The sequence below is a fragment of the Paraburkholderia sp. EB58 genome, from assembly GCF_050436665.1.
GTDB lineage: Bacteria > Pseudomonadota > Gammaproteobacteria > Burkholderiales > Burkholderiaceae > Paraburkholderia.
The window spans coordinates 147,002-169,782 of sequence record NZ_JBNDMQ010000012.1 but is presented as its reverse complement, the minus strand read 5'-3'; the positions used below and the strand labels follow the sequence as shown (position 1 = coordinate 169,782).

23 protein-coding genes are annotated in these 22,781 nt (G+C 63.0%); 18 read left to right on the top strand and 5 right to left on the bottom strand.

Features of this window, described 5'->3' with window-relative positions; all coding sequences use genetic code 11:
• Nucleotides 1–8: 8 nt before the first annotated feature.
• The 3 genes from mobA to P3T40_RS19555 form a co-directional block, all read right to left on the bottom strand.
• A complete protein-coding gene (gene mobA, locus P3T40_RS19565; protein WP_429269373.1) occupies nt 9–632 on the bottom strand; it encodes a molybdenum cofactor guanylyltransferase MobA in 624 nt (207 codons plus the stop codon).
• 13 nt (nt 633–645) lie between these two features.
• Entirely contained in the window at nt 646–1,755 is a 1,110-nt protein-coding gene (gene moaA / locus P3T40_RS19560; RefSeq protein ID WP_429269372.1) for a GTP 3',8-cyclase MoaA, read from the bottom strand.
• 159 nt (nt 1,756–1,914) lie between these two features.
• Nucleotides 1,915–5,298 carry an Rne/Rng family ribonuclease gene (locus P3T40_RS19555; protein WP_429269371.1) on the bottom strand — a complete coding sequence of 1,128 codons (3,384 nt, stop codon included), beginning with the start codon at nt 5,296–5,298 and terminating at the stop codon, nt 1,915–1,917.
• 732 nt (nt 5,299–6,030) lie between these two features.
• Between P3T40_RS19555 and P3T40_RS19550 the strand changes: the two genes are divergently transcribed.
• The 4 genes from P3T40_RS19550 to P3T40_RS19535 are packed head-to-tail and all read left to right on the top strand — an operon-like array spanning nt 6,031 to nt 9,120.
• Nucleotides 6,031–7,056, top strand: coding sequence for an RluA family pseudouridine synthase (locus P3T40_RS19550; RefSeq protein ID WP_429269427.1), 1,026 nt, complete (start codon nt 6,031–6,033; stop codon nt 7,054–7,056).
• Nucleotides 7,049–7,708: an HAD-IA family hydrolase gene (locus tag P3T40_RS19545; RefSeq protein WP_429269370.1), complete on the top strand. Its 660-nt coding sequence runs from the start codon at nt 7,049–7,051 to the stop codon at nt 7,706–7,708. Before P3T40_RS19550 ends, P3T40_RS19545 begins: the two co-directional genes overlap by 8 nt.
• Nucleotides 7,705–8,097: a Rieske (2Fe-2S) protein gene (locus tag P3T40_RS19540; protein ID WP_429269369.1), complete on the top strand. Its 393-nt coding sequence runs from the start codon at nt 7,705–7,707 to the stop codon at nt 8,095–8,097. The genes P3T40_RS19545 and P3T40_RS19540 overlap by 4 nt, the downstream gene beginning before the upstream one ends.
• Nucleotides 8,098–8,115: 18 nt before the next feature.
• Nucleotides 8,116–9,120: a S49 family peptidase gene (locus tag P3T40_RS19535; RefSeq protein WP_429269368.1), complete on the top strand. Its 1,005-nt coding sequence runs from the start codon at nt 8,116–8,118 to the stop codon at nt 9,118–9,120.
• Nucleotides 9,121–9,270: 150 nt separating this feature from the next.
• On the opposite strand, the gene P3T40_RS19530 is transcribed toward P3T40_RS19535, so the two are convergent.
• Nucleotides 9,271–9,990, bottom strand: coding sequence for an SAM-dependent methyltransferase (locus tag P3T40_RS19530; RefSeq protein WP_429269367.1), 720 nt, complete (start codon nt 9,988–9,990; stop codon nt 9,271–9,273).
• Nucleotides 9,987–10,604: a Maf-like protein gene (locus P3T40_RS19525; protein WP_429269366.1), complete on the bottom strand. Its 618-nt coding sequence runs from the start codon at nt 10,602–10,604 to the stop codon at nt 9,987–9,989. Before P3T40_RS19525 ends, P3T40_RS19530 begins: the two co-directional genes overlap by 4 nt.
• Nucleotides 10,605–10,876: 272 nt before the next feature.
• Here P3T40_RS19525 and P3T40_RS19520 point away from each other — a divergent pair, with 272 nt between their 5' ends.
• From P3T40_RS19520 to P3T40_RS19455, 14 genes are all read left to right on the top strand, one after another.
• The gene (locus tag P3T40_RS19520) at nt 10,877–11,521 is read left to right on the top strand and encodes a DUF177 domain-containing protein (protein WP_429269365.1); all 645 of its coding nucleotides are present in this window, start codon (nt 10,877–10,879) and stop codon (nt 11,519–11,521) included.
• A gap of 99 nt (nt 11,522–11,620) precedes the next feature.
• Nucleotides 11,621–11,800, top strand: a complete 180-nt coding sequence (gene rpmF, locus P3T40_RS19515; protein WP_074263835.1) for a 50S ribosomal protein L32 — start codon at nt 11,621–11,623, stop codon at nt 11,798–11,800.
• Between the two features lie 172 nt (nt 11,801–11,972).
• Nucleotides 11,973–13,079, top strand: a complete 1,107-nt coding sequence (gene plsX, locus P3T40_RS19510; RefSeq protein ID WP_429269364.1) for a phosphate acyltransferase PlsX — start codon at nt 11,973–11,975, stop codon at nt 13,077–13,079.
• On the top strand, nt 13,079–14,068 hold the full coding sequence (locus P3T40_RS19505) for a beta-ketoacyl-ACP synthase III (protein ID WP_429269363.1): 990 nt from the start codon (nt 13,079–13,081) through the stop codon (nt 14,066–14,068). Before plsX ends, P3T40_RS19505 begins: the two co-directional genes overlap by 1 nt.
• Before the next feature lie 101 nt (nt 14,069–14,169).
• On the top strand, nt 14,170–15,102 hold the full coding sequence (gene fabD / locus P3T40_RS19500; protein WP_429269362.1) for an ACP S-malonyltransferase: 933 nt from the start codon (nt 14,170–14,172) through the stop codon (nt 15,100–15,102).
• Between the two features lie 96 nt (nt 15,103–15,198).
• Nucleotides 15,199–15,948 carry a 3-oxoacyl-ACP reductase FabG gene (fabG, locus tag P3T40_RS19495; RefSeq protein WP_429269361.1) on the top strand — a complete coding sequence of 250 codons (750 nt, stop codon included), beginning with the start codon at nt 15,199–15,201 and terminating at the stop codon, nt 15,946–15,948.
• A gap of 153 nt (nt 15,949–16,101) precedes the next feature.
• Entirely contained in the window at nt 16,102–16,341 is a 240-nt protein-coding gene (acpP, locus tag P3T40_RS19490; protein ID WP_004197638.1) for an acyl carrier protein, read from the top strand.
• Between the two features lie 219 nt (nt 16,342–16,560).
• Nucleotides 16,561–17,799, top strand: coding sequence for a beta-ketoacyl-ACP synthase II (gene fabF / locus P3T40_RS19485; RefSeq protein WP_429269360.1), 1,239 nt, complete (start codon nt 16,561–16,563; stop codon nt 17,797–17,799).
• Between the two features lie 14 nt (nt 17,800–17,813).
• Nucleotides 17,814–18,317 carry a protein YgfX gene (locus tag P3T40_RS19480; protein WP_429269359.1) on the top strand — a complete coding sequence of 168 codons (504 nt, stop codon included), beginning with the start codon at nt 17,814–17,816 and terminating at the stop codon, nt 18,315–18,317.
• A 101-nt stretch (nt 18,318–18,418) separates the two neighbouring features.
• Nucleotides 18,419–19,018 (top strand): RNA polymerase sigma factor RpoE, encoded by a 600-nt coding sequence (gene rpoE, locus P3T40_RS19475; RefSeq protein ID WP_006051939.1) that lies wholly within the window; start codon nt 18,419–18,421, stop codon nt 19,016–19,018.
• 82 nt (nt 19,019–19,100) lie between these two features.
• Nucleotides 19,101–19,727: a sigma-E factor negative regulatory protein gene (locus P3T40_RS19470; RefSeq protein WP_429269358.1), complete on the top strand. Its 627-nt coding sequence runs from the start codon at nt 19,101–19,103 to the stop codon at nt 19,725–19,727.
• A 4-nt stretch (nt 19,728–19,731) separates the two neighbouring features.
• Entirely contained in the window at nt 19,732–20,775 is a 1,044-nt protein-coding gene (locus P3T40_RS19465; protein ID WP_429269357.1) for a MucB/RseB C-terminal domain-containing protein, read from the top strand.
• A 28-nt stretch (nt 20,776–20,803) separates the two neighbouring features.
• Nucleotides 20,804–22,357, top strand: coding sequence for a DegQ family serine endoprotease (locus P3T40_RS19460; RefSeq protein ID WP_429269356.1), 1,554 nt, complete (start codon nt 20,804–20,806; stop codon nt 22,355–22,357).
• Nucleotides 22,354–22,617 carry a glutaredoxin family protein gene (locus P3T40_RS19455; RefSeq protein ID WP_429269355.1) on the top strand — a complete coding sequence of 88 codons (264 nt, stop codon included), beginning with the start codon at nt 22,354–22,356 and terminating at the stop codon, nt 22,615–22,617. Before P3T40_RS19460 ends, P3T40_RS19455 begins: the two co-directional genes overlap by 4 nt.
• Nucleotides 22,618–22,781 lie beyond the last annotated feature (164 nt).

Below are 22,781 nucleotides of genomic sequence, written 5' to 3'. Positions count from 1 at the left end.
GTGATGTCTCAGTGACGCTCGAGGTCGGCGAGTTCTTGCAAAGAGTTGATATTGTAAAACGCGCGCTCATCGGGAAAGGCGACTTCAACCGTCCTGTGGCGCGCGTACCACGCGCGCACCTTGCGCTCACCCGCCTCCAGAAAGGCTGCCAGGTCGTCGGCGAGACTCGTGCGCAACAACGCAAAGACGGGGTGAATCGACGACTCTCCGTACGCGTCGGTGGTGGTGACGGTGGCGATATCAACCTCGTCCGAGTCGAATGCAAGCGCCAGACGCGCGGCAAGATCGGCAGGCAGCCCGGGCGAGTCGCACGGCGCGCTCAGCACGAACTCCGTGCCGGCGGCGCGCAAGCCGGCCAGCAGGCCCGCCAGCGGCCCGGGGAAGCCCGCCAGGGTGTCTGCCACGACGGCCGCGCCGAACGGCGCGCCGAGCCCGGCATAGACCTCGGCGTGGCGGTTGGCGCTGATCAGGAGCGGGCCGGTCTGCGCTGCGAGCCGCTTCAGCACGTGCGCCGCGAGCGGCTCGCCGTGCAGCAGTTGCAGCCCTTTGTCGACGCCGCCCATGCGCGTGCCGCGGCCGCCGGCGAGGACGAGGCCGGTGAGGTTGGCGGTGGTGACATTCGTGGCAATCATTGACCACGCTGCCTCAACCGCCGATGTACGACATTTCGACCCGGCGCTCGTCCGGTGAATGGAGCGCGGTATCGCCGCTGCCGCGCAATTGCGAGTAGCGGTCGGTGCGGGTCTGCCAGATGTGCGCGACGGCCGAGGCGATCTCGGCGTCGCTCGAACCGTTGCGCAGGAGCGCGCGCAGGTCGTGTCCCGCCGACGCAAACAGGCAAAGGTAGAGCTTGCCTTCCGTCGAAAGCCGGGCGCGCGTGCAGGTTCCGCAGAACGCGCGCGTGACGCTCGAAATCACGCCAATTTCACCGCTGCCGTCCGTGTAGCCCCAGCGTTGCGCGGTTTCGGCGGCGCTGTGGGCCTCGAGCGGCGCGAGTGGGAAGTGCTCGGCGATCCGCGCCACGACTTCGGCAGACGGCAGCACCTCGGCCATGTTCCAACCGTTCGACGTGCCGACATCCATGTATTCGATAAAGCGCAGCACGCAACCCGAGCCTTTGAAGTGACGTGCCATCGGCACGATTTCCGTGTCGTTCGTGCCGCGCTTGACCACCATGTTGACCTTGACCGGCGTGAGGCCGACCGCCTGGGCCACCGCAATGCCTTCGAGCACATCGTCCACCGCAAAGTCGGCGTCGTTCATGTGGCGAAACAGCCTGTCGTCGATCGCGTCGAGGCTTACTGTCACACGGGTGAGTCCGGCGTCCTTGAGGCTGCGCGCCTTGCGGGCGAGCAGCGAGCCATTGGTGGTGAGCGTGAGGTCGAGCGGCCGGCCATCCGGCGTGGTGAGCAGCGCGAGCCGCTCGATGAGCAATTCCAGGTTTTTGCGCAACAGCGGTTCGCCACCGGTCAGGCGGATTTTTTCCACGCCGTGCGCGACGAATAACCGGGCCAGCCGTTCGATCTCCTCGAAGCTCAGCAACGCGCTATGCGGCAGGAACGCGTAATCCTTGTCGAACACCGCCCGCGGCATGCAGTAGACGCAGCGGAAGTTACAGCGATCCGTCACCGAGATGCGCAAATCCCGCAGCGGGCGCGACAGGGTGTCGCGCAGCACGCCGCGTGGTGCCTGCACGGGGCCGGAGATGACCGGCACCGCGCTGACGTCGGCAACAGGGATGATGCGTCGGGCCATGGAAGGCTGGATGGAGCGTTAAGAAGTACAGACTTCCATTCTAGCGGAAGGGGGGCGGGTCATAGTGCGGCGAACGCGCGCCCGAACATAACAAAAAAGCCCGCCAGTGACGGCGGGCTTTCTGACTCACGGGCTAACTCACTGCCCGGGAGGGACGGCTTACTGCTGGTGCTTTGCCGTTTCGACCTGTTGCATCGGCGCGCTGTCGGCCGGCGGCAGCGGTTTGCGCTCGCGCGGCACGCGGACCGGCTTGGCGGCGTGCGCAGCGGCTTCCTGCGCCGCACGCAGCTTGGCTGTGTCCGTATTGACCCACACGAGGCCGGCGCTTTCCAGCACCGGCTTCAGGGCTTCTGCCGACAGGCCGTTACGTGCTGCTACCGGCTGCGCGGCGGCGGCCGCTGCCGGTTCGACTGCGGGCGCCGGCGCTTGCTTTGCAACAAACGCGGGTTGCGCTGCGGCCGGGGCCGGGGCCGCGGCTTCGGCAGGGACCTGCGGCGCTGCTTCAGCCACGGGCTGTGCTTCTACCGGTGCGGCGACCTGGACGGCCGGAGCAACCGATGCTGCATCGCTGACGGGCGCGTGAGCCACCACCGGCTCTGCGGCCACCTGTTCAACGGTGACCGGTTCGACCGCCGCTGGTGCTTGCACGGGCGCTTCAACCGCCGCTGCTTCAACGGCTGCGTGCGTCGCTTCGACGAATGCAGCGGTTTCAGTCACGACCGGTGCTGCAGGGGCAGCCTCGGCAACCGGAGCAGCCGGAACTGGCGTCGGCTCAGGTTGTGCAACCACCGGCGCTTCGGCAACGGCGGGTTCAGCGGCCGGCGTCGGCACGAAGGCTTCCGCCTTGGCTGCCTGCTCCGCAGCCAGAACCGGCGTTTCGGTTGCGGCGTGCAGTTCTGCGACGACAGCCGTTTCCGTTGCGACCGCTGCCACAACCACTTCGACCGGCGCGACTGTCGGCGTTTCGCGATGCAGTTGCTGAGCCGGAGCCTCGACCGCTGCGCTAGCCGTTTCGCTCTCTGCTTCGGCGCTTTCAACTGCTTCAGCACCCTCGGCGCCTTCCGCGCCTGCGTTACCGTTCACGCCTTCTTCTTCACGCTCGCGACGACCGCCACGGCGACCGCGACGACGGCGGCGGCGTTCTTCACCTTCGCGTGCCACAGCTTCCTGATCGACCGGCGCGCCGCCTTCGACGTTGCCTGCCTCGTTCTGCGTCAGCAGATCCTGGTTTTCTTCCTGGCCCAGTGCTTCAGCGGCTTCCGGCTGTTGCTTGCGGCGCTCGCCGCGTTCCGGCCGCTCGCCACGCTCACGACGCTCGCCCCGTTCCTGGCGCTCGCCACGCTCAGCGCGCGGTGCGCTTTCCACGGTTTCACCACGGTCCTGGCCACGCTCGCCACGGCCTTCGCCGCGGTTATCACGACCCTCGCGGCCTTCACCGCGGGTATCACGACCTTCGCGGCCTTCGCGCGGCTCACGGTTACCACGCGGCTCGCGTACCTCACGGGCTTCGCGGCTCTCACGCGGTTCACGTGCCTCGCGTGCTTCACGCGGCTCACGACCTTCGCGCGCCTCACGGCCTTCGCGTCCTTCACGTTCGTCGCGACGCTGCGACGGCTGGCCTTGACGGCCGCCGACAGCAGCACCTTCGCTACGAGCGGCGCCATCACGGCCGGTTGCGCCGCCACGGCGATTGCGGTTGCGGTCGCCGCCGCGCTCGCCGGTACGCTCACCGCGTTCCGGACGATCGCCGCGTTCCGGACGTGCCGTCTTCTCGGCGGGTGCCGGTGCGACCGGTGCCGGAGCAGCCGGCGCCATGCCGAACAGATTCTTCAGCCAGCCGATGAAGCCACCGCCGGCCGGCGTGACCGCGACAGGCGCAGGCGTGGCCGGGGCAGCCGGGCGAACCGGTGCGCTCGGCGCTGGCTTGTCCGGCGTGATGCCCTTGACTGCCGCTTCCTGCTTCGGCTTCACTTCTTCGGTGCGCTTGCTGTAGCCGGTTTCCGATTCCAGCTCGCGAGCCGCTTCTTCGGCCATCTTCCACGAAGCACGCGGATCGTCGAGGCGCGCATCGTCGTGACGCAGGCGCTCGAGCTTGTAATGCGGCGTGTCGAGGTGCTTGTTCGGGATCAGGACGACATTGACCTTGAAACGCGACTCGATCTTGTTGATTTCCGCACGCTTCTCGTTCAACAGGAAGGCGGTCACTTCGACCGGCACCTGGCAATGGATTGCCGCGGTGTTTTCCTTCATCGCTTCTTCCTGAATGATCCGCAGCACTTGCAGCGCGGACGATTCGGTATCGCGGATGTGGCCCGTGCCGTTACAACGCGGGCAGGTGACGTGGCTGCCTTCCGACAGAGCCGGACGCAGGCGCTGGCGCGACAATTCCATCAGGCCGAAACGCGAAATTTTGCCCATCTGGACGCGCGCACGGTCGTGCTTCAACGCATCTTTCAGGCGCTGTTCGACTTCGCGCTGGCTCTTGGCCGATTCCATGTCGATGAAGTCGATCACGATCAGGCCGCCCAGGTCGCGCAGACGCAACTGGCGGGCCACTTCGTCGGCGGCTTCGAGGTTGGTGCGAGCCGCGGTTTCCTCGATGTCGGCGCCCTTGGTGGCGCGGGCCGAGTTCACGTCGATCGCCACCAGTGCTTCGGTGTGGTCGATCACGATCGCGCCGCCGGAAGGCAGCGGCACCGTGCGCGAGTACGCCGTTTCGATCTGATGTTCGATCTGGAAACGCGAGAAAAGCGGCACATCGTCGTGATACCGCTTCACCTTGCTGACATTATCCGGCATCACGATATCCATGAAGGCGCGGGCCTGGTCATGGATTTCAGTGGTGTCGATGAGGATTTCGCCAATGTCCGGCTGGAAATAGTCGCGAATCGCGCGGATCACCAGGCTCGATTCGAGATAAATCAGCATCGGCTGACCGCTCGAACCGCTTTGCGACGCGGCTTCGATGGCGCGCCACAGTTGCATCAGGTAGTTCAGGTCCCACTGCAGCTCTTCGGCGGAACGGCCGATGCCGGCCGTGCGCGCGATGATGCTCATGCCCTCCGGCAGTTGCAGCTGCGCCATGGTTTCGCGCAGTTCCTGACGGTCGTCGCCCTCGATCCGGCGCGACACGCCGCCGCCTCGGGGGTTGTTCGGCATCAGGACCAGATAGCGGCCTGCCAGCGAAATGAAGGTGGTGAGCGCGGCGCCCTTGTTGCCGCGCTCTTCCTTTTCGACCTGAACGATCAGTTCCTGACCTTCTTTCAGGGCGTCCTGGATACGCGCGGAGCGCATGTCGACGCCGTCACGGAAATACTGGCGGGCGACTTCCTTGAACGGCAGAAAACCGTGGCGGTCTTCGCCGTAGTTGACGAAACAGGCTTCGAGCGACGGCTCGATGCGGGTGATGATGCCCTTGTAAATATTGCCTTTGCGCTGTTCGCGCCCGGCGGTTTCGATGTCGATATCGATGAGTTTTTGCCCATCGACGATGGCTACGCGCAGTTCTTCCTGCTGCGTTGCGTTGAACAACATTCGTTTCATTGAACGGCTCCAGAGCGGCTTAGCCTGCCCACGCCTTACGTTTGTCGGACGCAAAGGACGATCAGGGCAGCGGCATGCCGCGCCTTATATTGTGTTTTCACAAGCACGCTGGAGCGGGAAAAATGGCGGGGAGAATTGCCTGAGAGGGCCCGGTCCACACAAAAGGACACGGTGCCGCAGGGCACATGCGAACACGGCTTCAAATAACGACCCGACACGCCGCGGGTTCTGCCGGCTGACCTGAATCTGCCTTCGTCCACTCGCGCCGGTGCGCCAACTGGGCGCGTGACCGGAGGGTCGAAGGATGGGGGTCATGCCGCAGCGGGAAGTTCGCGCAAAAGGCGCGTCTTTTCTCGCCGGGGGTGTCTCGCCTCATTTTGACGTCGCCATGTCTTGTACTTTCTACAAGACGCCTCGGGCGCACGCCGTATTTTCGCAACTGGAAGCCTCGTCCTGCAGGGCGTCAAACCGCCCGATACCAAGGCTCACAGCTAAATTCTTTTTTACCAAAATTCCGTTACCGCGGAGCCGACCATGACCGAACGCGCCTGTGGGCGCCGTCCCTGCCGGGTGCTGACTCCGTGCGTACAACTTGTTGCATCTCGTTATGCGGGTGAGCAACCAGACCCGGGCGCAAGTAAAATGACTGTTTATCGCTTGCACCTGCGCAGACCGCCGGAATACCGGACAATGCGCCGGCCGCCGCAGACTGCTGGGCAAATTATATTCAGAATGAAAGAGTTAGGCAAAATATCCCAGAAATCGGTCGCAAGCGACCAGGTCTCGATGATCGAGATCGACGACGGCGCGGCCGGACAGCGCATCGACAACTTCCTGTTACGTGTCTGTAAAGGGGTCCCGAAAAGCCATATTTACCGTATCTTGCGCAGCGGGGAAGTGCGTGTAAATAAGGGCCGGGTCGACGCGCAGTACCGCCTCGAGCACGGCGATCTGGTGCGCGTGCCCCCCATCCGGATCGCCCAGGGAACTGAAGCGAGCACTCACGCCGCGGTACCGGCAGCCCATTTCGATATTCTTTTTGAAGATGACCACATGCTGGTCATCGACAAACCGGCTGGCGTCGCAGTACATGGCGGCAGCGGAGTCGCCTTTGGAGTGATCGAGCAGATGCGCGAGGCGCGTCCGCAGGCGAAATTCCTTGAACTGGTGCACCGGCTGGACCGTGAGACCTCCGGCGTCCTGATGCTGGCGAAGAAGCGCGCAGCACTGGTCGGTCTGCACGAGCAGATCCGCGAGAACAAGATGGATAAGCGCTACTATGCGTGCGTCCACGGCGAATGGGCGAGCGACTGGGGTCGCCGCAGGGCGGTCAAGGAGCCGCTTCACAAGTATCTGACCGCGGACGGCGAACGCCGCGTGCGGGTGCAGGCGGACGGTCTCGCGTCGCATACGGTCTTCAATCTGGTGAACCGCTGGCCGGAGTACGCGCTGCTCGAAGCGGAACTGAAGACGGGTCGCACGCATCAGATCCGGGTTCACCTCGCGCATCTGGACCTGCCGATCGTCGGCGACGCAAAGTATGGCGATTTCGCGCTGAATAAAGAGTTGGCGCGCACCAATGCGCGCCCGGGGCTCAAGCGGATGTTTCTGCATGCATACCGGCTCAAGCTGACGCATCCCGTCACGGGCGCGGTGCTGCAGTTCGAGGCACCGCTGCCGGCGGAATGCCGGCGCTTCATCGACCAGCTCAATGAACTGAATAAAGGGTCAAACCCGGAGACGGATACGCATGGCTAGAGAGCAATTTGACCTGATCGTCTTCGATTGGGACGGCACATTGATGGATTCGACCGCGCACATCACGCGGAGTATCCAGTCGGCCTGCCGCGATCTTGGTTTGCCGGTGCCGGCGGACGAGGCGGCGAGCTACGTAATCGGCCTCGGCTTGCGCGACGCGCTGCAGATCGCCGCGCCGACGCTCGATCCGTCGGACTACCCGCGGCTCGCGGAACGTTACCGCTTCCACTATCTGATCAAGGATCAGACCACCGAGCTGTTCAGCGGTGTGCGCGAGATGCTGCAGGCCTTGCGCGACCAGGGCTATCTGCTGGGCGTCGCCACCGGCAAGAGCCGCGTGGGCCTGAACCGGGCGCTCGACCAGTCGCGTCTCACGAGCCTGTTCGACGGTACCCGTTGCGCCGACGAAACCTTCTCGAAGCCCCATCCGGCGATGCTGCACGAATTGACGCGCGAGCTGGGTCAGGATCTGACGCGCACCGTGATGGTCGGCGATACGACCCATGACCTGCAGATGGCGATCAACGCCGGTGTGGCCGGCATCGGTGTCACCTACGGCGCCCATCCGGCCGCCTCGCTGGCCGCGCTCGAACCGAAGTTCGTCGCATCGAGCGTCGGCGTGCTGTCCACCTGGCTGCTTGAGAACGCATGAGTAGCACCGCAATGGAACCGGTGCGGATCTGCGCTTCCAACGAGCTGATCGAAGGCGGCGAGGGGCTGCGCCGCGCGGCGAAATATGCTGGCGGCGACGCAGTTGTCTTTTTCGTTCGCTATGGTGGCGAGGCTTACGGTTATCTGAACCGCTGTGCGCATGTGCCGATGGAGCTCGACTGGGTCGAGGGTCAGTTCTTCGAATCTTCGGGTTTATACTTGATGTGCGCCACGCACGGCGCAATTTACGCGCCGGACACGGGTAAATGTGTCGGCGGTCCGTGCCGTGGCGGCAGGCTGCGTCCCGTTCAGGTCGACGAACGGGATACGCCGGATGGCCGCGCGGTGTTCTGGCTGCCGGACGATGACCTGTGTCCGGTCACCCCCTGACTCTTCGATCTGCGACGCATGGCCGACAATCTCACTCCTGATCCGAACCAACCGTCTTCAGCGGGCCGCAAGCCGACGCCAACTGATGAACCGGGCTGGGAACGCGCCGCCCTCGAACGCATTGCGCTGGCTGCCATCAGCGAACAGCGCGCGGCACGGCGCTGGAAAATCTTTTTCCGCTTTGTTTTCATCATCATCGTGTTGCTGGTCGTCTGGGGCGTGTTCGACTTTTCCGGCGAGAAGGTGGCGACCACCGGGCGTCACACGGCGCTCGTCTCGCTGGACGGCGAAATTGCCGCGGACACCAACGCCAATGCCGATGACGTCGACTCCGCGCTGGAAAGCGCCTTCGACGATGCCGGTACGGCCGGCGTGATCCTGAGCTGCAACAGTCCGGGCGGCAGTCCGGTGCAGGCGGGCATCATCAATCGCGATATTCGCCGCTTGCGCGCCAAATATCCGTCCATTCCGCTGTATGTGGTGGTGGGAGACATGTGTGCCTCCGGCGGGTACTACGCGGCAGCGGCGGGGGACAAGATCTACGTGGACAAGGCGAGCATCGTCGGCTCGATCGGCGTGCTGATGGACAGCTTTGGCTTTACGGGGCTGATGGATAAGCTCGGTATTGAGCGGCGTCTGCACACGTCGGGCGAAAACAAAGGCTTCTTCGACCCGTTCTCGCCGGAGACGCCGAAGATGGACGCGCACGCGCAGGAAATGCTCGACCAGATCCACCAGCAATTTATCGACGCGGTGCGTGAGGGTCGCGGCAAGCGGTTGCATGAGACGCCGGATATCTTTTCGGGCCTCTTCTGGACCGGTCAGCAGAGTGTCGACCTCGGTCTGGCCGATGGCTTTGGCGACACGGACTACGTTGCGCGCGAAATCATCAAGGCGCCGGATATCGTCGATTACACGGTGAAGGAAAGCATCACCGACCGCGTGGCGCGCAAGTTCGGCGCCGCCGTGGGCAGCGCCGCCATGCACGCGATGGTGCTGGGTGGGAAGATGAGCTTGCGGTGAGTGCGGGCCGCTGGGCGTCGCTTGCGGCGCCCGCGGCGGCGGCCGCGCGGTTAGTCACTCGCGGACTCGCGGGCCGGCCAAATGGGGCTGGCCCGGTCAGGTAGTGGCTGCCACGTTGGGCAGCCGCAGCCAGGCTGGCGGGAGCCCCAGTCAGACAGCGAGCAGGAGGAAAATCGCCGGGCGCTTGTGCAGATCGAGCGCCGGCGCCTTTTTCCAGTCCGTCACGGTTCGGCTCGCAATCGTCTCCGTTTCCAGCGTCAGATCCACCGCGACGCACACCAGCGTCGACGGCGCGCAGGTCGCCAGCAGCGTCTCCAGCAACGCCTTGTTGCGATAAGGCGTCTCGATAAAGATCTGGGTCTGCTTCCCTTTACGCGACTGTTGTTCCAGATCGCGCAGCCGCTTGGCCCGCTCGGTTGCGTCCACCGGCAAGTAACCGTGAAACGCGAAGCTCTGCCCGTTCAGGCCGGATGCCATCAATGCCAGCAGAATCGAACTCGGTCCGACGAACGGCACGACTTTGACGCCGCGCTCGTGCGCCCGCCGGACCAGCAGCGCGCCCGGATCGGCCACGGCCGGGCAGCCGGCTTCGGAGACCAGCCCGGCGTCGGTGCCGGCCAGAATCGGCGCGAGCAGCTTGTCGATCTCGCCTGCGGGCGTATTCACATTGAGCTCGCGAATCTCGATTTGTTGGATTGGGCGCTCGGTACCGACCTTCTTCAGGAACGCACGCGTCGTTTTCGCGTTTTCGCCGATGTAGTAGTGCAGCGCCGCGGCGCGTGCCCGCACCGGCGCGGGCAGGACGGCGTCGAGCGCCTCTGCATCGCCTTCACCGAGGGTATTCGGGATCAAATACAGTGTGCCGCTCATTGCGCCCCCAACAAAGGAAAACCGGCTGCCAGCAGCATCCGCGATAAAGCAATCAGCGGCAGTCCGACGAGAGCCGTCGGATCGTCCGACTCGATCGCATCCAGTAGCGCAATGCCGAGCCCTTCGGATTTGGCGCTGCCGGCCACGTCGTAAGGCGTTTCGGCGTGCAGATACGCTTCCAGCGTGGCGTCGGGCAGGCTCCTGAAGCGCACCGTCGTAATGACATCGAGCGTCTGGGCGCTGCCGTCACGGCTATCGAACAGGCACAGCGCGCTATGAAACAGCACTTCGCGGCCGCGCATCGCCTGCAATTGGGCGAGGGCTTTGTCGTGCGAACCGGGTTTGCCGATCTGCAGGCCGTCGTAAGTGGCGACCTGGTCCGAGCCGATCACGAGCGCATGCTCGCCGGCGGGCAGTTTGGCTGCGACTGCCTGTGCTTTGGCTTCGGAGAGCCGCAGCGCAGTGGCTTCGGGCGCTTCGCCCGGCTGAGGCGTCTCGTCGACGGCAGGCACGACGACGTCGAACGGCACGCGCAGGCGTTCGAGAAGCTCGCGGCGATAGCGCGAACTCGACGCCAGAATCAGGCGCGGCGGGCGGGAAAGGGTATCCGGCATGGTGAACCAACGGCTAGAGAGGGCAGGCCGCACGGGCCGTGGCGCGTGCGGGCTTAAGTGTTTGACTCGAAAAGACAAAACGGATATGATTTTGGGCTTTTCATCGGTATGTGAATGTTGCAGCCACGTTGCAACGGAAATGCCAACCCCGTGCAAACCCCTCCGCAGCCTAGCTGCAATCAGGGTTTGTCTCGTAGTGGCAGCGCCGTAACAGGCAGCATACTCACCATACCGATAACCCCGGCTAAATCCGTGCCGACACAGGAGCGCACATGACTCAACATCCTGGCAAACCTGTAGGTCTCGCCGACCCGCATGATCTCGATCTGTTCGAATTCGCGCGTAGTGGGCGCCAGGCCGCGGGTCTCGTGCGCGTCTCGCAACTGCCGCGCATGTTAAACGAAGTACCGGCGGAAGCGCCAGAGCGCGAAAGCGCGTTCACCTGGCAGGCCGAAGGGGCGACGCAGCCGGAATTGCAGGACGACGGCACCGAGGGGCCGCAGCCTTATCTGAGGCTTGCGATTCACGGGTCGGCATGGCTCGAATGTCAGCGGTGTCTTACGCCGTATTTGCAGGCGTTCAACGTCGATGCGACTTACCGGATCGTCAACACCGAGGCGGAAGCCGAAGAGTTTCCGCTCGACGAGGATGAAGTCGATGTGATCGTGGGTTCAGCCCATTTCGATCTTATCGACTTGATCGAAGAAGAGTTACTGCTGAGTTTGCCGTTGGTGCCCAAACACGATGTTTGCCCCGAAGTGCACGAGTCTCTCGTGTCAGGGGTGGCGGGTGATGAGGGCGAGGGCGACGAAGCCGCGCAGGATGAAGCTGAAGAGGGCGGCGAGCCCGATCGGCCCAATCCGTTCGCGGCGCTCGAAGCGCTCAAGAAGGGCGGGTCCGGCGGCGAGAAGCACTGAACAGTTGCATAGGAGCGCGATGCGGCGCATTGGCCATCCGGTCATTGGCGATTGCAGTATCGGGCTGTGTTAGAATTCGGAAAATTTTTAGGAGTTATCATGGCAGTCCAACAAAACAAGAAGTCGCCGTCGAAGCGCGGTATGCACCGCTCGCACGATTTCCTCAGCGCAGCGCCGCTGGCTGTGGAACCGAGCACGGGTGAAGTGCATCTGCGTCACCACGTTAGCCCGAACGGCTACTATCGCGGCAAGAAAGTCGTCAAGACGAAGAACGACTAATCGTTGCACTGCGTTGCGCCCTTTGGCGTTTCGCGTGGCGATCGGCTCGCTTGACATTTTCCCGGCTCGGCAAAAAGGCGGCATTCTACTGCCGCTTTTTTGTGTCCATCGCGGTTGGCGCTTTAACGCCTGCTGCGATCCCATGCAGAGCGCCTGAAATTCGTCGCACTCCATGACAGTAAAGCTCACAATAGATTGCATGGGAGGCGACCACGGCCCGTCCGTGACCGTTCCCGCGGCTGTCAGTTTCGTTCGTTCGCATCCCGATGCGCAGTTGATGCTTGTCGGCATCGAAAGTGCCATTCGTGCGCAGCTCAAGAAGCTAAAGGCTGAGAGCGAGCCTTCCCTGATCGTGGTGCCGGCTTCCGAGATCGTCGCCATGGACGATCCGGTCGAGGTCGCGCTGCGCAAGAAAAAAGACTCGTCGATGCGCGTGGCGCTGAACCGCGTCAAGGAAGGTGAGGCGCAGGCCTGCATCTCCGCCGGCAACACCGGCGCGTTGATGGCCGTGTCCCGCTATGTTCTGAAAACGCTCCCGGGCATCGAACGCCCGGCGATCGCGTTCGCGCTGCCCAATCCCACCGGCTATACGATGATGCTCGACCTGGGCGCCAACGTCGATTGCGAGCCGCAGCATTTGCTGCAGTTCGCGGAGATGGGGCATGCGCTCGTGTCCGCGCTCGAAGGCAAGGACCGTCCCACGATTGGCTTGCTCAACATCGGCGAAGAGGTCATCAAGGGCAACGAGACCATCAAGCGTGCCGGTGAACTGCTGCGGGCGAGTACACTGAATTTTCGCGGTAACGTCGAAGGTGACGACATCTATAAGGGCACGACCGACGTGATCGTCTGCGACGGCTTTGTCGGCAATGTCGCGCTGAAGACCTCGGAAGGGCTCGCGCAGATGATCCGCGACATCATCAAGGAAGAGTTCGGCCGTTCCTGGTTGACCAAGATGATGGCCGTCCTCGCATTGCCGGTATTAATGCGCTTCAAGAAGCGTGTCGACCATCGGCAATACAATGGCGCTGCACTGCTGGGCCTGCGCAGTCTCGTGATCAAGAGCCATGGCTCGGCGGATGCGTACGCGTTTGAGTGGGCGATCAAACGCGGGTATGATGCCGTCAAAAACGGCGTGCTGGAACGCCTTGCGCGGGCGATGGAAGAGAATGCGAGTTCTCTGGAACAGGCGACGCGCGACGCAAGCGGCGCGGGTTACGCAAGCCCGGCCGCAGGCCAGCCAGCCGAGCCCTACGCTGCGCAATCCTCGAAGGCATAATGGCTCAATCGACAATTTATTCCCGCGTGCTGGGCACCGGCAGCTATCTGCCGCCTGGGCGCGTCACCAATCAGGAACTGGCTGAACGTCTCGCCAAGCAGGGCGTCGAGACGAGCGACGAGTGGATCGTTGCCCGCACGGGTATCCATGCGCGCCACTTCGCAGAACCTGATGTCACCACCAGCGACCTCGCGCTCATCGCCGCCCAGCGTGCGATCGAAGCCGCCGACGTCGACCCGCAATCGATCGATCTGATCATTGTCGCCACTTCTACGCCGGACTACGTGTTCCCCAGCACGGCATGCCTGCTGCAGAACAAGCTCGGCATCAAAAACAACGGCGCCGCGTTCGACGTGCAAGCCGTGTGTTCAGGTTTTGCCTACGCGGTGGCGACGGCCGACAGTTTCATCCGCAGTGGTCAGCATCGCACCGCGCTGGTGATCGGCGCTGAAACCTTCTCACGCCTGCTCGATTTCAACGACCGCACCACTTGCGTGTTATTCGGCGATGGCGCCGGCGCAATCATCCTTTCGGCCTCCGAACAGCCCGGCGTTCTCTCGAGCGCGCTGCACGCTGACGGCAGCCATTCCAACATTCTCTGCACTCCGGGCAATGTGAATGGCGGCGTGATCGCCGGCAGCGCGTTCCTGCATATGGACGGCCAGGCGGTGTTCAAGCTCGCCGTCAACGTGCTGGAGAAGGTCGCAGTCGAAGCGCTTAGCAAAGCTGGCCTCGAACCGCAACAGGTCGATTGGCTGATTCCGCATCAGGCCAATATCCGTATCATGCAAAGCACGTGCCGCAAGCTCGGCCTGCCGCAGGAACGGATGGTCGTCACAGTGGGCGAGCACGGCAACACGTCGGCTGCGTCCATTCCGCTCGCGTTTGACGTCGCCGTGCGCGACGGCCGCATCAAGCGCGGCCAGAACGTCCTGATCGAAGGCGTCGGCGGCGGCTTCACGTGGGGCGCGTCGGTTATCCGTTATTGACCCGCTGAGTGAGGCGGCGCATGGGCGCCGCCCGCAGGGGTTAATTGCGTCGATCAGGCTGTGCGCCGTGCGTATCTGAAAAATCGAATTTTGAGGATCCTATGAAATTTGCGTTTGTTTTTCCTGGTCAAGGCTCGCAATCGGTCGGCATGCTCAATGCATTTGCCGATCACGCTATCGTGCGCGAGACGGTTCAGGAAGCGTCCGACGCGCTCGGCCAGGATCTGGGCAAGCTGATCGCTGAAGGTCCGGCGGACGACCTGAATCTCACCACCAATACCCAACCCGTCATGCTGACGGCCGCGTACGCGATCTACCGTGCCTGGCTGGCCGCGGGCGGCCCGGCGCCGGCGATCGTCGCCGGCCACAGCCTCGGCGAATACACGGCGCTAGTCGCTGCGGGTGCGCTGAAGTTTCGCGACGCGGTGCCGCTCGTGCGCTTCCGCGCGCAGGCCATGCAGACCGCGGTGCCGGTGGGCGTAGGCGGCATGGCCGCCATCCTCGGTCTCGACGACGATGCCGTGCGCGCGGTCTGCGCGGAAGCGTCCGCTGCGGGTGTCGTCGAAGCGGTGAATTTCAACGCGCCTGCGCAAGTCGTGATCGCCGGCCACAAAGCCGCGGTCGAGAAAGCCTGCGAACTCGCCAAGGCCAAGGGCGCGAAGCGCGCGCTGCCATTGCCGGTCTCGGCGCCATTCCACTCGTCATTGCTCAAGCCCGCTTCGGACCAGTTGCGCGAGTACCTGGCGAGCGTCGAAGTGCAGGTGCCGAAGATTCCGGTCGTCAACAACGTCGACGTGGCCGTCGTCAACGAGCCGGCCGCCATCAAGGATGCGCTCGTGCGTCAGGCAGCCGGCGCGGTGCGCTGGGTGGAATGCGTGCAGGCGATCGCGGGGCAGGGTGTAACGCACGTGGTCGAATGCGGTCCCGGCAAGGTGTTGGCGGGTCTGACCAAGCGCATCGACGGAAATCTGGTTGGCGCATCGGTGTTCGATCCGGCCTCGCTCGAAGAGACGCTCAAGCTCGTAACGGCCTGAGCGCTGCGCAAGTAGCACAAGGCAAGTAGCAAGACCAGCCAATACCAACCCGCCTGAAGATTGCAATCAGCCCTCACGGGCAATCCGGACTGACAGATGGAAAAGACTCTCGATAAGCAGATCGCGATCGTGACGGGCGCCTCGCGCGGCATCGGCCGCGCCATTGCGCTCGAACTGGCGCGCCAGGGTGCAACGGTGATCGGCACGGCGACCAGCGAAAGCGGCGCAAACGCGATTACCGAAGCCTTCAAGGCCGAAGGCGTGAATGGCCGCGGCGCCGTGCTGAACGTGAACGACGCTGCCGCTGCGGAAGCGCTGATCGAAGGCACGGTGAAGGAATTCGGCACGTTGCACGTGCTGGTGAACAACGCGGGCATCACCCAGGATCAACTGGCAATGCGCATGAAGGACGACGACTGGGACGCGGTGATCGACACCAATCTCAAGTCGGTATTCCGCTTGTCGCGCGCCGTATTGCGTCCGATGATGAAGGCACGTGGCGGCCGGATCATCAACATTACTTCGGTGGTCGGTTCGGCCGGCAACCCGGGGCAGGCCAATTACGCAGCGGCGAAGGCCGGCGTAGCGGGCATGACGCGGGCGCTTGCGCGTGAAATCGGCAGCCGCGGCATCACCGTGAATTGCGTTGCGCCGGGCTTCATCGACACCGACATGACGAAGACCCTGCCGGAAGAGCAGCAAACCGCGCTGAAGGCCCAGATTCCGCTTGGCCGTCTGGGCAGCCCGGAAGACATTGCGCATGCTGTCGCGTTTCTTGCTTCGCCACAGGCCGGATACATCACCGGCACGACGATGCATGTAAACGGCGGCATGTACATGTCGTAACGGAATTCGGTTACCATCCGCGCCGTGACGCGTTTCTCGGCGCGGTGGGGCGGATGCCTTGACAGGAACCGTGCGCGCCGCTTTTTTGCAGGGGCAAACCTGATAAAATGCGCGCACCTGTATTTTTGAACTTCTTTTCCCTTGGAGGGGTTAATGGACAATATCGAACAGCGCGTCAAGAAGATCGTCGCAGAACAACTGGGCGTTGCTGAAGCGGAGATCAAGAACGAAGCATCGTTCGTGAACGACCTCGGCGCTGACTCGCTCGACACCGTCGAACTCGTGATGGCCCTCGAAGATGAATTCGGCATGGAAATTCCGGATGAAGAAGCTGAGAAGATCACGACCGTTCAGCAAGCGATCGACTACGCTCGCGCGAACGTCAAGGCCTAAGGTCATTCGCGCCCGCGTTGCTGGGTTGGCTGCGTGTGACGCCCTGTCGTGCCGGTTTCCGGCGCCCGCAGGGTTGGCGCTATTGCCAGCGAGGTTGGCGATGACGTTGCCAGCGCGATTTCGAGCGCAGTTTCCAGGTTAACAGCCACAGGGCTCACAGGTCTGATTCCTGTAGCCGCTGTGGCTTTTGCTTTTGTCACCTATGAAAAAGAGGTTACCGTGAGCCGTCGTCGTGTTGTTGTTACAGGCCTGGGGCTGATTTCGCCTGTTGGCAATAATGTTGCCGACGGCTGGGCCAATCTGGTCGCAGGCAAGTCGGGTATTGCCAATATCACGAAGTTCGATGCTTCGAACTTCACGACCCGCTTTGCCGGCGAGGTGAAGGGCTTCAATATCGAGGACTACATCCCCGGTAAGGAAGCACGTCACATGGATACGTTCATCCATTACGGCGTGGCTGCCGGCATCCAGGCGATGCAGGACAGCGGGCTCGAAGTCACCGATGAGAATTCAGAGCGCATCGGTGTAGTGGTCGGCTCGGGCATCGGTGGTCTGCCGATGATCGAAGTCACGCAAACCGAGCTGCTCAACCGCGGTCCGCGCCGGATTTCGCCGTTCTTCGTGCCGGCCTCGATCATCAACATGATCTCCGGCCACCTGTCGATCAAATTCGGCATCAAGGGCCCGAACCTCGCGATCGTCACCGCGTGTACCACCGGTCTGCATTGCATCGGCGAAGCTTCGCGCCTGATCGAATACGGCGACGCCGACGTCATGATCGCGGGCGGTGCGGAATCCACCGTGTCGCCGCTCGGCATTGGCGGCTTTGCAGCGGCGCGCGCGCTGTCGCAACGTAACGACGACCCGGCAACGGCTAGCCGTCCCTGGGACAAGGACCGCGACGGTTTCGTGCTGGGCGAGGGCGCAGGCGTGATGGTGCTCGAAGAGTATGAGCACGCGAAGGCCCGTGGCGCGAAGATTTACGCCGAAGTGAGCGGCTATGGGATGAGCGGTGACGCGTATCACATGACCGCGCCGCTGGAAAACGGCGACGGGGCGCGCCGCTGCATGCTGGCGGCACTGAAGAACGCGGGCGTGAACGTGGATCAGGTGAACTACCTGAATGCACACGGCACGTCCACGCCGCTGGGCGACCTGGCAGAAACCACCGGCATCAAGCGTGCCTTCGGCGATCACGCGAAGAACATGGTCGTGAATTCGACGAAATCGATGACAGGCCACCTCTTGGGTGGCGCTGGCGGTCTCGAATCCGTGTTTACGGTCCTGGCCGTGCACAATCAGGTCTCGCCGCCGACGATCAACATCTTCAACCAGGATCCCGAGTGCGATCTTGATTACTGCGCCAACACTGCGCGGGAGATGAAGATCGACGTCGCGCTGAAGAACTCGTTTGGGTTCGGCGGCACGAACGGCACGCTCGTCTTCAAGCGCGCCTGAGCAGGCCAGGTCGTTTGACCTCAACGTCAACACCCGCGCCCACGCAACACCCCACGCAGACCGGTTCGGCGCTTATGCCCGGACCGGCCTCATCCAATGGGGTGTCGTTAATCACGCTGGGGCGTTCGGTTGCGATGCGCGGCGCAACGGCGGCGTTTGTTCTGATTGCCGCGGCAGCCGTTCAGGCGTGCCTCGCAGCCCGGCTCGGCGCCTTGCAGGCAGCGCCTGCCACGCTGGCTGTGCTAGCCTCGCTGATGCTAGGGGTGTGGCGGAATTGGCGCACCGAGCCCGGCGCCGTCAAAATCGGGCCGGATGGCCTCACCGTCTGGAACCGCGCGGGGCAGATGCTCGCGCAGGGTCGTATTGCCGGTTGTTCGCAGTGGAGTGGCCGGCTCCTCATTCTGGCGCTCGCAGACGCGAGCGGTCGTTCCCGGGCAATATTGATCGCGGCGGACACGCTTTGCGCCGACGCTTTCCGCGAGCTGGCCGTGCTGGGCCGGCGTGCCGCGCGCGTCTGACTGTAACGACTGTAACCGCTGTTACCTTAGTACCGTGACGCGATGATGGGGACGCTACAATGGTGCCCCGCGATGCGCCCCATAGTTAACGGATTTATCAGGTGAGCGAAAAAGAAATTGATCAGGTGCTGGTCGAACGCGTCCAGAAGGGCGACAAGGCCGCGTTCGAGCTTCTGGTCTCCAAATACCACCGTAAGATCCTCCGGCTGATCTCGCGTCTCGTGCGCGACCCCGCTGAGGTTGAGGACGTGGCTCAGGATGCCTTCATCAAGGCATACCGGGCGCTGCCCCAATTCCGCGGCGAATCGGCTTTTTATACGTGGTTGTACCGGATTGCGGTCAACACGGCAAAGAACTACCTTGCGACCCAAGGGCGGCGCGCACCCACCTCGACCGAAGCAGATGCTGAAGAAGCTGAAACTTTCTCGGACGCCGACCAACTAAGGGATATCAACACGCCTGAGTCGATGTTGATGAGCAAGCAGATCGCTGAGACGGTCAATGCTGCAATGGCGGTTTTACCGGAAGAGTTGCGCACCGCCATTACTCTTCGTGAAATTGAAGGTTTGAGTTACGAGGAAATCGCTGAGATGATGGGGTGCCCCATTGGCACGGTCAGATCACGAATTTTTCGCGCTCGCGAAGCCATTGCGGCAAAATTGCGTCCGTTGCTTGACACACCCGAAGGCAAGCGCTGGTAAACACCGGCTAGCCCTACGGGGCAATGGGGCAATATCTGGGTTAGGTGGTGTCACTATGGGTGTCTGTAAGATGGGGAGCATCATGGGGTCGGTCTCGATGCAATCGCAAGCAAGCTCGCGAGGCGAGCGTCTGTCCGCTTTTGTCGACGGTGAGCTAATCGGCGAAGAGCATCTGAACAAGTTTATTTCGGAACTGGATCACGAAGATCGTGCATCCTGGTCGCATTACCACCTGATTGGCGACGTCATGCGCTCCGACGATCTGGCGGTGAGCCCTGCGGCCAGCAGCGCGTTCCTCGCCGGTTTTGCGGCGCGCCTCGAGCAGGAGCCGCACGTGCTTGCCCCTGCGGCGCTGCCGGTTGCACGCCGTTTGCTGGCGCTGCGCCGCCGTGTCGTGCCGGCCTTTGCGGTTGCCGCGGCCGCCGCCACGCTGACGTGGATTGTTGTGCCGCAACTGCAGGGTGTGCCGGGCGGTGCGGGCGTGAGCCAGGTCGCGTCGATCCAGTCCCATGGTGATGCAATGCAGCGTGTGGCGATGGCTTCCGTGCCGGCTGTAACCGCCGCGCAGCCGGTCCAGGACGGTAATATCATCCGTGACGCCAGTCTCGACCAGTATCTGGAAGCCCATCAGCAGTTCGCGCAGCAGCCGGTCATGCCCGGTTCGATGCCGCTGATTCGTACCTCCGCCATGACCACGCAAGGCCAATAGTCTGATGCAGACACTGCGGTTGAATAAAACGACTATCTGGGGGCGGCTGCCAGCATTTCTGTTCTGTGCAGCCGTATTGTTGTCAGCCACGCCGCGTGTCTTTGCGCAATCAGACGATCCGCTCGTCGCCCGCCGCACCGCGGCGGACTTGCTCAACCGGATCCACCAGGCCGCTCAGCAGCAGAATTACGAGGGTGCGTTCGTGTATCAACGGGGCAATTTCGTCCAGACCTCGCGGATCGCGCATTACGCCACCCGCAACGATGGCGAATTCGAGCAGCTCGAAAGCCTCGATGGCAAGCCACGCAAGATGTTGCGCCATAACGACGAAATGTACACGTTCATCCCCGAACGGCATCTGTGCGTCGTCGAAAAGCGCCAAAACAAGGATTCTTTCCCGGCACTCCTCGCCGCTTCCAGCGATGACGTGCTGTCGGTCTATGAGCCCAAGCTGCTCGGTACCGACCGCGTCGCGGGAATCGACAGTGATGTTGTCGAACTTGACCCGAAAGACGCGTACCGGTTCGCGTACAAGCTCTGGGCCGACAAGAAGACCGGTTTGCTGCTGCGCGCGCAGACGCTCGACCCGAGCGGGCAGGTGCTGGAGCAGTTGTCGTTCTCGCAGATCAGCATTGGCGTCCCGGTCGACAAGACCGCGATTGTCAACGGTATCCACAATACCGCGGGCTGGACGGTGGTGCGGCCGCCGGTCGAGCCGGTCGACATGGAGGCGCAAGGTTGGGATATCGCGCCCACCGTGCCGGGTTTCCACAAGATTCGTGAGTTGCGCCGCCCGATGGCTTCGGCCGATCCTGCCGAGCCGCCCATCCCAGTCGATCAGGCCGTGTTTTCGGACGGTCTCGCGGCGATTTCGGTGTTTGTCGAGCCGGTTGAGAACAACACGCGCAAGGAAGGCGCGGGCAGTAGCGGGGCGACGCACGTCCTGGTGAAGCGTCGCGGTGACTTCTGGATTACTCTGTTGGGGGAAGTGCCCCAAGCCACATTGCAGCAATTTGCGTCTGCCATAGAATATAAGGCTCCCAAGTAATCCCTCGAATCCCTCGGCTGGCTAAGATATGACGATTTTCACGGTGCGCAAATTTCTCGCAGCCGCGCTGGTGGCGGTTTGTCTGCCGCTTGTGCCGCATGCGGCGTCGGCGGCCCCTGCAGCCAATCTTCCCGACTTCACCGATCTCGTCGACAAAGTCGGCCCGGCGGTCGTCAACATCCGCACCACGACCCGGGTGTCGAGCAGCACCGGCAGCGCCCACGGCATGCCGCCGGGGATGGATGACGGCGACATGTCGGAGTTCTTCCGGCGCTTCTTCGGCATCCCGTTGCCTCAGCAGCCGGGCTCTTCGCCCCATGGCGGCGGAGGTGGCGGCGACAACGGCGATAACGGCAGCAGCAACGGCGGGAGTGGTGGAAGTGGCGGCAGTCAGGACGCGCCCGACAATTCCGATACCGAGCAAAGCAGCGGTGTGGGATCGGGCTTCATCCTCTCGGCGGACGGCTATGTGATGACCAACGCCCACGTGGTGGACGACGCCGACAACATTTATGTCACGCTCACCGACAAACGCGAATTCAAGGCCAAGCTGATCGGCGTCGACGATCGTACCGATGTCGCGGTGGTGAAGATCAACGCATCAAATCTGCCGGCGGTCACGATCGGCGATTCGACCAAGGTCCGCGTGGGTGAATGGGTGGTGGCAATCGGCTCGCCGTTCGGCCTCGAAAACACGGTCACCGCCGGCATCGTCAGCGCCAAGGGGCGCGATACGGGCGATTATCTGCCGTTTATCCAGACCGACGTGCCGGTCAACCCGGGCAACTCGGGCGGCCCGCTGATCAACATGCAGGGCGAGGTGATTGGCATCAACTCGCAGATCTATAGCCGTACCGGCGGTTTCATGGGCATTTCGTTCGCGATCCCGATCGACGAAGCGATGCGCGTGGCCGACCAGCTGAAGACCACGGGCAAGGTCACGCGCGGCCGCATCGCGGTGGCGATTGGTGAAGTGACCAAGGACGTGGCCGATTCGCTTGGCCTGCCGACGGCGCAAGGCGCGCTTGTCAGCAGCGTCGAACCGGGCGGCCCGGCCGATAAGGCAGGCGTGCAGCCGGGCGACATCATCCTGAAGTTCAATAGCCATTCCGTCGATACGGCCACCGATTTGCCGCGCATGGTCGGCGATACGAAGCCGGGCACCAAGGCCACCATCACGGTTTGGCGCAAGGGTCAAACGCGCGATTTGCCGGTGACGATTGCTGAGATGCAGCCCGACAAGACGGCCAAGGTCGACGAGAAGCAGGCGCCGCCGCCGAAACAGCGCGCCACCAACTCGCTCGGCATCGCAGTGAGCGACATCCCGACTGACCAGCAAAAGACGCTGAAGGTGCACGGTGGTGTGCAGGTCGATCAGGTGGACGGACCGGCTGCCCGCGTCGGCTTGCAGAAGGGCGATCTGATCCTGCGCGTCGGCGACACGGATATCTCCAGCGCCAAGCAGTTCGACGATGTCATTGCGCATCTCGACTCGCAGAAGATGGTTGCGTTGCTCGTGCGTCGCGGCGACAACACGCAGTTTGTGCCACTGCGCCCGCGTAGCAGCTCCGCGCAGAAATGACGACGGCGGCACCGCTCACGCTCTTTGGGCGCGCGTGGTGCCATTTGTGCGACGACATGCGGGCCGCACTCGAGCCGCTACTGGCCGAGTTCGGTGCGCAGGTCGAGGTGGTAGACGTCGACGCTGACCCGGCACTTGAAGCACGTTACAACGAGTTGGTGCCGGTTCTGGTGTGCGATGGTGTCGAGTTGTGCCACTATCATCTCGACGAAGGGCGGGTCCGTGCAGTGTTGAGCGCACGCGCCGGACAGACCCGCTAGCGCATCGAAAGTCCCCGGGCCTGACATGACGTCTGAGCCCACTTTCCGTGCTCTCCTGCAAGATATGCCGGGCGCAAGCCTTTTTCGGCTAAAATAGACAGGTTTTTCACCTACTTACAAGGCGTGCTCCGCAATCGTCCGAGCGCGCCTTTTTCGCTTGATCG

Bases quoted from the DNA above. Each gene is read 5' to 3' on its own strand.
- P3T40_RS19540 (WP_429269369.1), top strand. From the start codon at position 7,705: ATGAGTAGCACCGCAATGGAACCGGTGCGGATCTGCGCTTCCAACGAG.
- P3T40_RS19525 (WP_429269366.1), bottom strand. From the start codon at position 10,604: ATGCCGGATACCCTTTCCCGCCCGCCGCGCCTGATTCTGGCGTCGAGT.
- plsX (WP_429269364.1), top strand. From the start codon at position 11,973: ATGACAGTAAAGCTCACAATAGATTGCATGGGAGGCGACCACGGCCCG.
- fabG (WP_429269361.1), top strand. From the start codon at position 15,199: ATGGAAAAGACTCTCGATAAGCAGATCGCGATCGTGACGGGCGCCTCG.
- mobA (WP_429269373.1), bottom strand. From the start codon at position 632: ATGATTGCCACGAATGTCACCACCGCCAACCTCACCGGCCTCGTCCTC.
- P3T40_RS19470 (WP_429269358.1), top strand. From the start codon at position 19,101: ATGGGGTCGGTCTCGATGCAATCGCAAGCAAGCTCGCGAGGCGAGCGT.
- P3T40_RS19545 (WP_429269370.1), top strand. From the start codon at position 7,049: ATGGCTAGAGAGCAATTTGACCTGATCGTCTTCGATTGGGACGGCACA.
- rpmF (WP_074263835.1), top strand. From the start codon at position 11,621: ATGGCAGTCCAACAAAACAAGAAGTCGCCGTCGAAGCGCGGTATGCAC.
- P3T40_RS19465 (WP_429269357.1), top strand. From the start codon at position 19,732: ATGCAGACACTGCGGTTGAATAAAACGACTATCTGGGGGCGGCTGCCA.
- P3T40_RS19455 (WP_429269355.1), top strand. From the start codon at position 22,354: ATGACGACGGCGGCACCGCTCACGCTCTTTGGGCGCGCGTGGTGCCAT.
- P3T40_RS19505 (WP_429269363.1), top strand. From the start codon at position 13,079: ATGGCTCAATCGACAATTTATTCCCGCGTGCTGGGCACCGGCAGCTAT.
- P3T40_RS19555 (WP_429269371.1), bottom strand. From the start codon at position 5,298: ATGAAACGAATGTTGTTCAACGCAACGCAGCAGGAAGAACTGCGCGTA.
- P3T40_RS19520 (WP_429269365.1), top strand. From the start codon at position 10,877: ATGACTCAACATCCTGGCAAACCTGTAGGTCTCGCCGACCCGCATGAT.
- fabD (WP_429269362.1), top strand. From the start codon at position 14,170: ATGAAATTTGCGTTTGTTTTTCCTGGTCAAGGCTCGCAATCGGTCGGC.
- P3T40_RS19535 (WP_429269368.1), top strand. From the start codon at position 8,116: ATGGCCGACAATCTCACTCCTGATCCGAACCAACCGTCTTCAGCGGGC.
- P3T40_RS19530 (WP_429269367.1), bottom strand. From the start codon at position 9,990: ATGAGCGGCACACTGTATTTGATCCCGAATACCCTCGGTGAAGGCGAT.
- P3T40_RS19550 (WP_429269427.1), top strand. From the start codon at position 6,031: ATGAAAGAGTTAGGCAAAATATCCCAGAAATCGGTCGCAAGCGACCAG.
- moaA (WP_429269372.1), bottom strand. From the start codon at position 1,755: ATGGCCCGACGCATCATCCCTGTTGCCGACGTCAGCGCGGTGCCGGTC.
- P3T40_RS19460 (WP_429269356.1), top strand. From the start codon at position 20,804: ATGACGATTTTCACGGTGCGCAAATTTCTCGCAGCCGCGCTGGTGGCG.
- acpP (WP_004197638.1), top strand. From the start codon at position 16,102: ATGGACAATATCGAACAGCGCGTCAAGAAGATCGTCGCAGAACAACTG.